The following is a 14,405-nucleotide window of genomic DNA, read 5'->3' as shown; positions in this document are numbered from 1 at the left end:
CCGAGGGCGACAAAATTTATTTCATATTTCTTAAATGGTCTTCCAGCTTTCTAAGCTTTCTCGGCTCGTATTCTATCGGTTTCCCGTATTTCTCCATTTTAGCATTTGTTCTATATTGGCTAATCTCTTCGATATGTGACTTTACTTCTTTGGTAATTTCTTCCTTTCTATGTTCTATTTTTGTAAGTACTTCTCCACTATAATCAAAATTCTTAACGTCAGCTTTAAAATTGTTTAGCTCTTTGGCAATTTCGTCTACAGGAGTGTCTTTTTTCTCTCTATAATATTGCTCAAGTAATGTTGGCATTTCTTCAATTTTTATATCATCTTTACCATAATGATCTTTAAGAATAGAATATTGTTTTTCAATATTTTCTACAGCTTTTTCACGCATAATATTATAATGATCTTCACGGCTAGCATACCAATCTTCATTTATTAATTCAGAATGTTTTTCGGCAGCATTATCGATCATTTTACGCATTTGAGAATCGGTAGCTTTTTCACGCATGAATCTATCGCCCATAATTACCGGTTCTTCGCCCTCAGAGAGTTTATGCCGTATCTCATGCGAAAGTTTCTTTTTAGCTAAATCTTCGTAATATGATGCGTCATCCTTTCTACCCTGCAGCTCTAGCCTTGCGAGATATTCCGGAGCAAGTACGTCTTCTTGAGTGCTAAGAGTCTCTTTATCTATCTTTAATTTTAGTTCTTGATACTCACGATCTCTATCCTTATCTGCTAGTGATTCATCATATGTTCTAAGTCTTGCATCGGTATAATCGTAATCATGCCATGCCGCGCCTGTTAAGGTCCCCTCATAGGCATCTCGCAGGTCTTTACCTACCACGGCAGTTAATGCACCTCTTTTGAGTCCTTCATAACCGGCATATATTTTTTCTCCTATCGCAAGATGTTTAGCATCCCTTAGCTCTCTTTTTGTTTTAACTCGATTCTGCATTTTTTGCCAATTTCTAACGACTTCTATATTTTTACCGATTAAGCCGACTCCTTTTCCTGACATCTCTTGATGAGCGTTAATGTAGGCTTTTTGATAATCCTGAGCAAATTTGGCATCAATTGCAAGTTCGCGTATACTTTTTTCTCCTTCTTTAGGCTTCATAAGCTTATCAAGTTCAGCTTTTTGCTCTTTAGTTAAAGAGTTATAATCTTTTGCTTGAAATTTTTTGGCAGCAATTTCATCTCGAAGTTTAGTGTAACCCATGGACGATAATTTAGCCTGCTCCTCTTTTGAGAACTCTACACCTTTAGGCAGTAAGTCTTTATTAGTTAACAAATTTTGAATAGCTGTTTCATAATCTGCCCCAGCATTCTTTTGAACGTTTTTAAGCTCCATGCCGTATTTTCTTTTGACTGCAGCTAAAACGCTTTTATTAGCTTTTTTCTCATCAAGCGCATCTGTTGCAAGACGTGAAGTCATAAATTTTTCATATTTCTCAGCAAGGGGTTGACTAATAAATCTTTCCTGTAATCTGTTCATAGCAGTGCCTGCTTTGCCTGCCGTATAACTCATAGGTTTATTAATTATAGTTTGGATAGGAGTATAAGCCTGATTAGCGATTTTTTGTATATTTGTTAAATTGCCTGAAGTGCCTGCTAAGAATTTTGCTAGCGATACGGCAGTATCATTAAACTTACTTAATAAATATATGGATACAAAAATTAATAACAATCCGTCAAGCTGGACAAATTTACCGTTAATAAAATTAGAAATTCTTTGCGCATCTTTAGTAAGGTCTAAAAATGGTAATTCAATATATCGGTTATCTATACACTCATAAGCGTTGCAAAAAGTACCGTCGTCTTTTTTATAATCTATAGGTACTAATATGTTTGCTTTATGAAAATTATTTGTACCGCCTTTCATAGGAGACGGGAACCACCAATAAAATATTGAATCCCCAAGGCTAACGTCTAAATCTTCAGTAAAACTACCAAATAACTCATTTATCGGTCCTAAATTTGGAAAGTCATATTTACATACTCCGAAACCTAACGTTGAATATATTTCGCTCCTGATAATCATAGAAATAAAAGCAATACCGACAAATAATATGATAGGTTGTAAAGCATAAGAGATTAATTGCCTTAACCAATTTTCAAATAACGAACGAGTTATATTAAATAGCATGAAGCAAATAAATATCGGTGCCATCGTAATAATCATACCGATAGCTATTAAGGCGGTCAGATAGATAATAGTCGCCTTAAATACCAACATGAAAATAAAGTAAAGAGCTATCAGATATAATATTATATATATAAATCCTAAAGGATCGACAAATAGTAGAGAGAATAATTTAGAAAGAGTTTGAGGAGCTATCAGCAGCCCTATAAGACTTTGTGAACCTGGACCGGTAGCAGAGGCTGCTTTTATTATTGCGAGTATTTGTTCAACCCCTTCAACAAAAAATACGAATAAATAATCATGAAAGAATGTCCATGCTTGGGTCGAGCTTAATAATATTGATATTATACTAACTTTTAATATCCTAATTATGAGCTCAACGTGAGTAAGGTTTAGATTGCCTATTAAAAAAGAAAAGGCTGTAAACATTATATATAATGTTAAAATGGCCGAAACACTTAAACGATATCCGGGAGTATCAATAATATTTTGATATGTTTGTCTAACTATCCCTAGGTCTTTGTCACTAGTTCCAAATAATTGATTTTTTATTAAGCTTGTTAAAAATTCTAATGGATCGGGTCTTGTATCGTTAACTCCCGATTTAATGACTACTCTATATTGTCCCCCATTATCATCATAGAATTTATCTAAAATTTTAAAATAGAGAAGAGAATCAGCATAATTAGAAGCTGTCACTCCTGGATACTGATAATTTATGCCTCCGGAAAGTACTAATTGACCGGTTTTATTAATACTATAAAAATTATAATTAGTATTTGTAGTATTTACAGGTTCACCAAGATGTTGAGTAATGCCTTTTGGTTGACGTTGGCTATCGGGAGAAATATTAGGATCAGAGCCATGATTGGCAATTAAGAAATAAAGCCCTACACCGTTTTTAAGCAAACACGGCGCATTAGTAATAGCGGCATCCCCTAAAGCTTTAGGGGCAGCTTTGCACATATCATCGTCTATAAATTTACATGCTTGTAGCTTTGCACAAAAAGTAGAAAGCGTATTAGTATTATTTTCTTGACTATACCAAGGACACCAAGCAGATAATTCTGATGCAGTATTTTTATCGCCTGCTAAATAGTCCCAGGGCCTAACTACTATAGTAAGTGGATAACCGTTTACTTTATAGCCGCTATCACGCCAGGGGGCAGATTGATCTCCTTCCTGTCTAGAAGTTAATTCTTCTTTTTTATATCTTGAAGAAATATTAAATTTTATAAAGCCGAAATCATCCGGATCAATACATCTATCCCCACTGCATCCTGACAGGAAAAATAAAGATATTAATAAAACAACAAAAATATTTTTTTTCATTTTAAATCAGATATAATTTACTTTATACATATTGCTATTGTCATGCCGTGGCCGTGGTATAACTTAGTTTTCTATTCGCAAGGACATTTAGAGGATATAACTAACAACTTACTTCTCGTCTTTTTTATCATCTTTTACATCATTACGTGAAGAAAATAGTTTACCGGTATATTCTTTATCTTTTTCGTTCGACGACGGTTTTGCTGCATAATTTTGATCAATCACCTTATCTTTAAAAATTCTTGCCGGTGCTAATGCTGCATTTCCTATCGGTTTTGCTACTGATGTTATATCGCTTATAATAGATTGCGTAGGATTAGAAGGTGCTTGGTAATTTCCTTCTTGTCTAGCAGGTGTAACATTTGTTAACTGCGCAACTACAATCGAAACATAATTCACTAACCCATACGACATTAGACAATATGAGAAAAATAGTAAAGCAGTAGTGAATAATACCAAGAAGGTATTAGTATTATTAGTTAGAAGATTAGCGCTAGTAATTGCCGGAACATCAGGTATGAAAAAAGGTATACCCGGTAAAAACGGTAGAGTAAAAGAAAAATTTAGCGGAATACCTAAGTGGCCTAAACCAAAGCTTGGTTTTATCGGAATAAGTATGCCCCAGCAGGCTCTAACCACTACTTTTAAAAGTTGTTCAGATAATATTTGATCTATTAACAAGAAGAAAATTAATAATATTGTTGGCTGCATAACGTAGCTAAATAATGTTGATAGCCAGTTATCGTAAAGGCTTTTAGTTTTTTCAAATAACATTAATATTATAAAAAACGGCGCTAAAGAGATCATTACGGAAAGACCTATAAAGGCTATAATATAAGCGATTATAACTTCTAATATTGCCCTAAAATAAAGTATAAGCCCATAGATAGTCATAATAGCTATAAATGTTAAGCCGGTGTGAATTTGTAAAAGCTGAATAAAAAGTAATCCCCAAATTCTGCCGTTAGTATATTTATCAAATATTGGATCAATGAAACCGAAAGCATTTGCTTGTGAGCTACTAGCTCCTACGACATTTCTAAAGAAATAATCAATACCATCTAAAAATGCACTAAATAAATATTTATTAAAAAAATCCCAACTTTCTGGTTGAAGCAAAAAAGCTACTATAGTTATTTTAAATATCCTGGTTACAACCTCTTGTGCTGTTAGCTTTAAAGCTCCCATTACAAACATTAAACCGAATATAACCACATAAAGCGTTAAAGATGCTTTAGCAATATTTTGCACCGCTGAATTACCGATTAACTTACGATAAAAAGTTTCCGTAAGTTCTCTAAATTGATCAGTAATAGGTTTTATTGCTTTATTATAAACTATATCAGAAAACCAAGTGGTGCCGGTATAATTAGCATAATCTACGGAAATCGCCCCCTGTATATTATTAGTAGTATCAATCACCCTAAGCCATAAATAACCGTCTTGATAGGCATCAACTGAAAAATCCTGATCTACCTGAGTTCCAGAGGTTGAGGCGTCCGGTAACGTGCCGCTAGGTGCTATAATATATTCCACTTTTATATTACTTTGATCGACAATACTAACTGGGCTATCGCCGTTACCTATTTCAACAATCATTGCGTAACGCCCAAAATACAAAAAGCTAGCAGACCAGTCAGTCGTGTTAATGTTAGTCGTAAAGTTAGTAAAATCAGGAAATTTACTCACCCAGTTGCTCATTAAAATTGAACTACTAAACATACCAGAAGGAGTCCAATCAGTAACAAAATCGAGGTTACCGCCACTAGTCGCTTTATAATATATAAAACTATTTTGTGTGTTACTTGAATTAACAAAATTTGCATCTCGGGCTTTTATAGTTGTACCGCCTATTTTTATTTCCATACCTCGCCCTTGATCATAATAGCAAGTAGGGCTAGTATTAATATCAGAATTTGACGGGCATGACTTTAAAGAACCCATTAAATTTTGTACCGCGCCGATTGCCATAGGTTTACCGACCAATGCCATATTATCGGTAGTTTTATATTTTGTAGCTTTTGCGCTTCCTGTGCAGAAGCTTTTTCTTTCAGGGTCAATAAGGTCGCATATAGGTGCTGCAGAAGAGTAAATTATTCTATTATCGTAATTACCGAGATTACTTTCGGTATAAAGAGCGGAGGCGGCTAATTGATTAGTATCAAGCTCTTTAATTAAAATATTATCTTTAGTATTATTAGTGAAAAAATTACTTTTATTAACCAGACTAATATTTACTACATCGCCTATATTCACTGGAATTTTTAAATTGCCATTAGCGAAATTAAAATATTTTATATAATCAGGCATTTTAGTAAATGCTAGCGCTGCAAGATCTTTATCAGCCGGAATATTACCGTTAGGTGCAGTATTAAAGCCTACGAAACCAGGCACTTCAAACTTGTTGGTAGTGTAATTATAAGTTTTTATAAATATTTGAGGACTGTTAAATCTTGGATCTATTCGGTATAATACCAAGTATCTGCGAGGCTTGGGAGTAATCCCTATAGTAGACCAGTTAAATTTTATTAATTTACCTTTCTCAACATTATTAGTGGAAGCTTGCCACTTTCCAGAATTTACCATATTAAGGGATGCCTTACCCCCCTTAAACCCAGAAAATTGTGGAACTTCCAGGCAACCAAATACACTTTTTAATCCTGAGGGGCTAGCTGACATCCACGTAAATTTATCATCGGCTTTAACCGACGATACGGTAAATAGCATCAATAAAACTAACCCTTTAAGAATTTTTATCATATTGTAACTTTTGTTTTTAGTATATTGTCGCTTTGTGCGAGCGTTGTTGTGCTATCAGAATTCGTTATTCGAAGCGGAGCTTCGTTGCGCGGCTCTGATGTCATTCCCATGAAAGGGGGAATGACATTAACCGCTTTTTAAAAGCCACACAACAATGTTACCCCAGCGTAACATTATCACTTATCCTTCTTTTCTCCACCGTTACTTTCTGGTTTTTTATTTTCCGGTCCGGCCTTACGATTCTTTTGTGCCTTATCTAAAGTGCTATTGCGAGTTTCTAACCTTTTCTTAGCTGCTTGGCCAATTTTATCACGTGATTGTTTATCCATTCCCACTTGTTTTAATGCTCCGCTTTCGCCAGCATTTGACATTGCGGCGCCCATACTTGTTGCTGAAGGCCCGGCGGCACTTGTTAATTTTGCTGTCATCTCGCCCGCTAATTCTACATAACCGTACATACCGTAAGCAATAATGACTAATGCAATCATATGTTGCATATTAACCCCCATCATACCGGAACGATAATCCATTCCCCACGGAGCAAACCAATTAATGCAGAAAATAGGTACATCGAGTAAGGCTACAGGAAGAATAGTACCTATAAAGGGAATTTTTATAGGTATAGCGCATTTCCAGCAAACGCTATATCCTAGAACAAAATCTAAATAAATCGTGAATAATTGAGTCAGTACAATAATACCTGCCATCATAATTACCGGTTCAAGCATATATCTAAATGTAAACCTTACCCAATTATCAAATAAATATCTGGTAAAATCAAATAACATGAAAGTAAGGAATAAAGGAGCTATACCGATTAATATACAAGTTGCCATAAAAGCCATAATATAAACCGCAACGGCTCTTAAAGCCGTAATAATTACAATTACTAAAGCGATAAAAACAATAATAAAGTAAATTATTCCGCTAAGTCCTAAAGAAAGCAGAGAGAGTAATTGAGCAAAAAATGTTTGACTAAAAAATATCTTGCTCATTACTGCATCTAAAAACATAAACGGATTAGAAATTTTATTAGTAGATGTAAATAGGCTATAGCCGCTCATATTAGAAATGATTTCATCGGAAAAACCGGTAATCGCATTAAAGAGATAATTATTGAAAAATCCAAAGGTACTCTCATTCATCAATCCGCTAACAATAGCAATTTTTATTAGTCTAATTACTAATTCTTGTTGATTGATTTTTACAAATCCAAGTAAATACATTGAGCCGAAAAGCATTATGTAAAGGATTAATATTGCTTTAATATAGTTAAAAAAGTTGGTACATGAAGAAGTATCACCTCCATAACAAACCATATTCCGGAAAATTTCTTCAGCAGCGTTTTGGACCCTAGTTTTAAATAATTCAAGTAAAGGTGTCATTACTTGAATAGTGAAACTGCCTACTTGCTGTGAAGTCATGAATTTTATCGTATAACTGCCTTCACTATCCGAGTAATCTTTCTGGTCATTTAAAATTTTCATCCATACGTAACCATCACCGCTCGCAGTAATTTTTGCCTTACCATCGCTATCAACATTGATTCCTGTAACCGAATAAGATTTACCGCTAGAATTTGGACTTTGGCCAGCCGGTACTGTTATATACTGCACTTTTCCGCGATCGCTAAAAACATCAGAGAAACTATTGCCATTTTCTCTATAACATTTGGTTTGTTTTATATTTAAAACATATCCTCCGGTATTTTTGTTAGCATCTTTTCCCGAAGGACTCCAAAGACGATATTGTAAATAGCTTGTCGGAACGTTAGTATTAAAAGGTATATTATATATAACTTTATAATTGTTACCATATTCAGCCGGTTTATCTGAAGGAGAAACAAAATTAGCAAATTGAGCGGTACCAATATTTTTGTCGACAGTACCAGAGGTATTCATTTGCCATATTAATCCTGTCGGACCTTTACCGCCGTTACCGTTAGCGGTATACCAGAAATATCTTTCATTTTGAAAAGCTCCTTTATTGCATATTTCCCCGTTCTTACCAGAACATTCCTCATCGGTTCCACCTATATAGACTTTATTTTTAGGGGCGCGATCGGTAACGCTATCGGGACAACCGCTAGGCGGAATATTAGCATTATTCGAGCATTGAAGAGCTGAATAGTCAGTAAATAATTTCCCGGTATCATCAGACCACAGAAATGTGAAACTCCCATCGTCTTTATAAGCTTCCGGAGCAGTACGTAGCTCCGCATTTGCCCAAAATGATAATGGATCGCATACTGCTGCATCGCAGCAATCAGAACTCCAAGATTCAAATATACATCCTGGACCACAGTGAAGAAAAATTTTGCAAGTACATTTTGTACGGTAATTTCCTTGATAATCATCCAACTTACAACCACTAACATACTCGCCTGAATAAACCGAATATCTGCCGCAGATTGGAGAGTAAGTATTGTATCCTTCAGCACAAGCGTTGTTATCTATAACCGTTTTACCGGTAAATTTATCTGTTAAATTATTGGAAGAACCGGGCGATATAGAAACTAAAATTCGGTCATTATTATATAATTCAGCAATATTGCGCCATTCGTCACTTTTTGCATCTAATATTAAAGATATAGGCAGCCTATCAACCTCGGTAATCCGTGGAATAGGTATTTGTTTACCAGTATCGTCCAAATTAGAATTAGCACCTGTTTTTTGTAAATTATCTTTTGGGATGTAAGCTCGACATAAACTGAGCTGACCAGTTATTTGTAATTGTAATACCTGTTGATCTTGAACAGATATATTAGTATTTAACCATTCTCCGTAACGGGCAGGGTCAGGAGTAAGCTGCATTGTACCATTAGATAGCATAGAAGTAACAGCATAGTTAGCATTAGCGTTAAGCGTAGAGGTGCTACTAACAGCATCGGTTCCGCCTTTGCCGTTTTCATCATACCTCATAAAACACCCGTTGCCCACGCTGACGGCTCCTATCATCCCAAGAGCTGCCAGGACAAAACAAACTAATAGTGCTATTATTGCGACTACTCCTAAAATTTTTAATAAACCTTGCATGTTATTCTACTTACCTCCTCCACTTGCTACAGAATCAGCAAGGCCACCGCTGCCACCACTTCCGCCTCCAGAGTCTCCTCCTTGTGGGCCACCGCTGCGTCCTGCTCCGCCTCCGGGTGCTGACATTGCTGGCGGCTTACCGTTTGCCATCTGAATCGCATCTTTAACAAAAACTGCTGCTTGTATTGCCAAGTTAACAATTTTAGTCGGACTTGCAGTGACCGAATCCATATTAGGCCCACTAGTTAAATCAGAAGCAAACCGTCCGATAGATTTTGAGAAATAATAAAAAATAATAGAAAAAACCAATACGCATACAAGCTCGGGCAGCACGAGCATATCCTTAGCAATTGATTTTACAGGAAAAAGTATTAAAAGACGTTCTTCCCACCCTTGACCACTATAATATTGTATTAGTTTATATCCTAGGCTGCTTTCGCATTGAGCAGCCTCAGTATTAGGCAGTCTTAATTCAAAAGTACTAAATTTAACATTACCAGCTGCATAATCATGCCTTAAAAATTCACAGTTTTTATATATTGCCGAGTCATACATGGTGAGTAACAATGCTATAAATCCTGCTATTACTGCCGGCTGTATAGCACAAGATAAACAAACTTTTAACCATGCATCAAAATAAGCTTTTGTTCTAGTAAATAAAATCATCGGAATAAATATAGGCGAGATATATGTCATAACATATATGGTAACCATGCATACTAAATAATGCGTTATAAAATATAAGACTATAGAGAGAAATATTATAAAAAATACTAAGCCACAGACAACTATTATAATATTTCCTGCCATAAAGAAGCCAAATATAACGGTAAAAAAGTTTAATGATCCTACGCTACTTAAAGAATTTGGGCTATTTGAATCAGGTGTGCCGATATCCGGTACAGGGCTAGTGTTAGTGGGAGGAGTGCTGGTAGAGAATGGCTTTAAAATTCCTTTTGTATCACGATTATAAAGTAAATTCACCCCAAAATAATAACCTATCCGACAATCAATAGAATCCCATAAAGCATAAAATTTATAACCAGCAGGATATTTTGAGGTATCAAACGTACATAATCCTCGTGTCCCCCCGGCATTAAAAACTATTTGAGCAAATTCCGGAGCGAATTCCGTTAGTAACGGTAATCCGTGTGTGAGCATACCGTTTTCTTGAGATAATTTGCCTCCTTGCGAGGTTATCGGACCAAGACCTACAGCAAAATAAACTACGAATAAAAATTTTATAACAAAAATTGCTATCTTATCGGGATTTGCGTAATCTTTATTTAAAATCATGTTGAAACCGAAAAACATGGTATAAAGAATTAATGCAGCACCGATAGCGTTTTTTAAATATCCTTGAAATATAGGAAATGAAGTAAGATTAGTTAAGCCGGCATTTTGTTCACTTGAAGAGCAGCTATTTTGTCTAAAAAATACTTTATCAAGACTTTCTTTTAAACAATCAACGGCAAGACCAGAAAAATTAAATAACGATTGACTTCGGCTTACCTTTAAGTAACAACTTGCTCCTATATTACTACAATTAGGGTCTGGGGGTGGTGGAACAGGAGCAGGGCTACTTAAAGTCTTACATGCTACAGGCATCGGACCTCTTGATGTAGGCATAAGTAAACATAAATCATTGCTCCCCCATCTTTTAACCGTTAAACCAATATCTTTTAATAACGGATTCGCTCCTAATTCTGGATTATTATCAACACTTAATTCGCTAAGTTTTTTAAAATCATTTTCTTTTAAAATATACATTGTACAAGGAGGGTTACTCCCTTCTTTATTTTTTATACAAAGTTTTAACGTAGGATCAGAGAGATCACAATTATCCTCAGGAGTTTTCATATCAATGCTACGGATTAAATAACCGTATGCAGTATTTTCTTCTAAATATCCATCGGGAGTAGTAGGTAAAGAAGAACAGGAATCACCAAAACCCCCAAAGCTGTTTAAATTAATAAACATTAAATAAACCATGATGAAAATTTTTGCAATTTTATGAATTTTCATTAGAACCGCTATCTATTTTTTTACTATTTGGACCGGCTCTGCCACCTCCGCTTTTTAATAATTCATCCTGTGCTTTTTCCGTCCTAGCTTGATTATCACGAATTTCGGCATTGCGTTTTTCCTGTGCTATGTAGCCTGTTTCTCCCATTTTCTTTTCATGGCTTTCTTGTTCAATTGTGCTTTTCTCTTGAGCTAAGCCATAAGATTTTTTTTCAGTAGAAATATTATCTTGTTTATCGTCTGTGATACTCTCCGTTCTACGTTCGATATTAAGTTGTCCTGATAAATCTTCAAACTTATCGGCTTCCTCGGTTCTCTTTATTCGCTCGCTCGCTTTTGGAGATTCGGGTAGCTTATCCTCTTCTTTTTTACTATCTGAGCTAGGTTGCGAAATTGTGATATCAGGTGATTTTAAACTTGCAGGCTCTGATATAGATGCCCTTATACTAGCAGGGACGTCGCTGTTATTATTGCCAGATGTTTCTTGAGTAGGAGAAAATGCTCTCGTGGCGCCAGGAGTAGAACCCCTATTACTGTTACTGCCTCCAGAGGTTGGAGTTGTACCGCCTGTACCTCCGCTACCGATGCTTAAGTCACTGCTACTATTTTCGCTTCCACCGCCGCTACCGCTATTTAAGTCGCTGCTACCACCAGCACCGCCTTTACCAGCGGCGGCGTCTCTTCCGACTCCTCCTCCTCCTTTAGCTATTTGATCTAATCCTTTTGTTGCTTGACCTGCTGCAGCCACTGCCGCCATACCGGCTTTAAAAATTGCTTGTGGTTTTATAGCAACATTCCGGAGAGAAACCCCTTCCGTCATATCAGCGGCAAATTCAGCCAGCTGACTGCTAAAATTATACATTAGATATAAAGTGAAACAGGCAGTAATCAGCGCTAAAACAATATCTTTGATTTTTTCAAAAATTACCTTAGGCGATATGAAGAACATCCCTGGGCCTAAAACAACACCCGATAAAAATTCGAATTTAGCTAAATATTTATCGGTATCAGTAGCTCCCGGTTTTTCCTTGACTATTTCGCTCACAATCTTTTTATCAAAGTCAAACATTGTTGAAAGAGGATTGTTTAACATATAACCCAAGCTATTCTTGCAGCTTTTCACATCGTCTTGGTTAGCATATTCCTCCCAATTATTATTGATATAAAATATTATAACATCTCGTGTAGCTGTTAAGCTGCCGGTTTGCATTACATTTTCTATACTATTAGATATTTTCGTATTATTATATTTGCATTTACCGTAAAAACCGAAGTCATAAACAGAGAACATAGTAATCATAAAAGTTGTTACAACCATAGGTTGTAACAGAAACGATATTAAGAGTTTAACCCATTGGTCAAAATAACTACGCGTATATGTAAATAAAAACATCGGTACGAAAAGAGGAGCTAAAATGCCAAGTATTACTATTGAGATCATACACATAACGGTAGAGTTAACCATAAATGCGGCAACCGAAATTACTAATAACGGATAGGAAAGGGCAATTGACACCAGTGTCATTTGTCCAGAGATTATAGCGGGAATTAATAAATAAATATATGGCGGTGCACTAAAGCTAAAAAAATCAAAATTTTTGAAGTCATGAGCTTTATACATATTTTCTACATATAAAGTGGACAGCATATCAAGCCCTAAATAATGTGCTACTCGGCAATCTAAGGCATCCCATAAAGCTATGTAAGCAATTTTACTATCATATTGAATATTAGAGGAGTTAAATTTACATAAATCAGATGGAGAAGCATTAATAACCCAACTAGCTAGGCCACTTATACCATTAAGTAAAAAAGGAAAAACAAACTGAATCATCCCGTCTAACCTATTATAGTTGGAGGTACTGCCGGGTGTTATATTGATTCCTATTGAGAAATAAGTAACAAATAACATTTTTAATATAAAATTTATAAATTCTGCTTTTGGAGGTACTTCTCCTGCGAGAATTATTTTAAAACCAAAGAAAATAACATATAGAGTTAAAAGAGCGGTAACTATTTTATGCATATTTACTTGAAACTGAAACAACGAGCTACTTTGTCTTAAAGACGAATTAACTACTTTATTCACATCATCAAAGCTACATACGTCTTTGCTAATAAGTAACCTTGCTGTCATTTCCTTGATGCATTCTATTAAAGGGGAGGTTATTACAACGGCAGTTTTAGAAGCATTATATGCTCGCTGATAACATCCTTCGCTGCCTGACGAATTACATTCGACTAATTGCAATGGGTCGGCAGGATTAGAAGTAGCTGAGTTGGTTCCGTTTATATCCATAAAGCTTGAATACATAGATTCCGGGAAAGGTTCCTTAACATATTTACACCCTACCGGTACATATCCAGTGAATCCTGGGGTCGATAAACATATACGATCATTTTCCTGAACAACTTTCCAGAATATTACGGGGAAACCGAAATCAATCAACGTGCCGCTGTCACCGGGTTTTTTATCTTTATATATCTCATGATAAGAGGCTGCCTTGCTTTCCCATGAATCTTTAATATCATCCCATGGATCTTTACCGGTAAATATGGATGAGGCGATAGCAATAGCAGAGTCAGCAATTGCCTGTGCTCTTACTTTAGCCAACGAAACGTTACTACACAAACCAAAAGTTAATCTAGGATCTTTAGAGTCGGCTCTATTATTTCGTGTACATTGCCCTCCTGGAAACTGAGGAATATTTTCTGCTTTTCCTTCTGCGCTATCAAATATTTCATGATTATTTATCTTAAGCTTTAAAAGTGTGTTCATGTAAAGCACGGGAGATACTAGATTCATTACCGCAAAAGTAAAAAACGGTGCAGGTATACAGGTATGAGAAAACTCAGAGCGTAATAAATCACCAATTCCCTGAGTTTCGCAGGTCAAGCTTGTCAGGGTATCAGTTATAGTGTCTATTGTATCCTTGGCATGGGCATTGATACTGAAATTTAATGTACAGCTTAATATTAAAATTTTAATTATAGTGCGGAGAAAAATTTTCATGAGGTAATGCTGCTCGTCCTCCCGAATTTATTTCGGGGCCTTTTTACAATATGTCCTGAAACAAGTTCAGAATGATTATAATTTTTCAAAT

5 protein-coding genes are annotated in these 14,405 nt (G+C 35.6%); all 5 read right to left on the bottom strand.

All coding sequences use genetic code 11. From position 1 onward, the window contains the following. Nucleotides 1-16 precede the first annotated feature (16 nt). Nucleotides 17-3,481, bottom strand: coding sequence for a type IV secretion system protein (locus OTR29_RS03555; protein ID WP_422229285.1), 3,465 nt, complete (start codon nt 3,479-3,481; stop codon nt 17-19). Nucleotides 3,482-3,589: 108 nt separating this feature from the next. After that, entirely contained in the window at nt 3,590-6,238 is a 2,649-nt protein-coding gene (locus OTR29_RS03550) for a TrbL/VirB6 family protein (RefSeq protein WP_422229304.1), read from the bottom strand. 179 nt (nt 6,239-6,417) lie between these two features. After that, nucleotides 6,418-9,276: a TrbL/VirB6 family protein gene (locus tag OTR29_RS03545; RefSeq protein WP_422229284.1), complete on the bottom strand. Its 2,859-nt coding sequence runs from the start codon at nt 9,274-9,276 to the stop codon at nt 6,418-6,420. A 6-nt stretch (nt 9,277-9,282) separates the two neighbouring features. Continuing rightward, complete coding sequence (locus tag OTR29_RS03540; protein ID WP_422229283.1) at nt 9,283-11,301, bottom strand: TrbL/VirB6 family protein; 2,019 nt, start codon at nt 11,299-11,301, stop codon at nt 9,283-9,285. Continuing rightward, a complete protein-coding gene (locus OTR29_RS03535) occupies nt 11,288-14,314 on the bottom strand; it encodes a TrbL/VirB6 family protein (RefSeq protein ID WP_422229282.1) in 3,027 nt (1,008 codons plus the stop codon). Before OTR29_RS03535 ends, OTR29_RS03540 begins: the two co-directional genes overlap by 14 nt. Between the last annotated feature and the right edge of the window lie 91 nt (nt 14,315-14,405).

The sequence above is a fragment of the Rickettsia endosymbiont of Halotydeus destructor genome (assembly GCF_049278075.1).
Taxonomy (GTDB): Bacteria; Pseudomonadota; Alphaproteobacteria; order Rickettsiales; family Rickettsiaceae; genus Rickettsia.
The sequence above is the reverse complement of the archived record's forward strand: the minus strand, read 5'-3'. Positions and strand labels throughout refer to the sequence as shown.

Bases quoted from the DNA above. Each gene is read 5' to 3' on its own strand.
- OTR29_RS03555 (WP_422229285.1), bottom strand. From the start codon at position 3,481: ATGAAAAAAAATATTTTTGTTGTTTTATTAATATCTTTATTTTTCCTG.
- OTR29_RS03545 (WP_422229284.1), bottom strand. From the start codon at position 9,276: ATGCAAGGTTTATTAAAAATTTTAGGAGTAGTCGCAATAATAGCACTA.
- OTR29_RS03535 (WP_422229282.1), bottom strand. From the start codon at position 14,314: ATGAAAATTTTTCTCCGCACTATAATTAAAATTTTAATATTAAGCTGT.
- OTR29_RS03540 (WP_422229283.1), bottom strand. From the start codon at position 11,301: ATGAAAATTCATAAAATTGCAAAAATTTTCATCATGGTTTATTTAATG.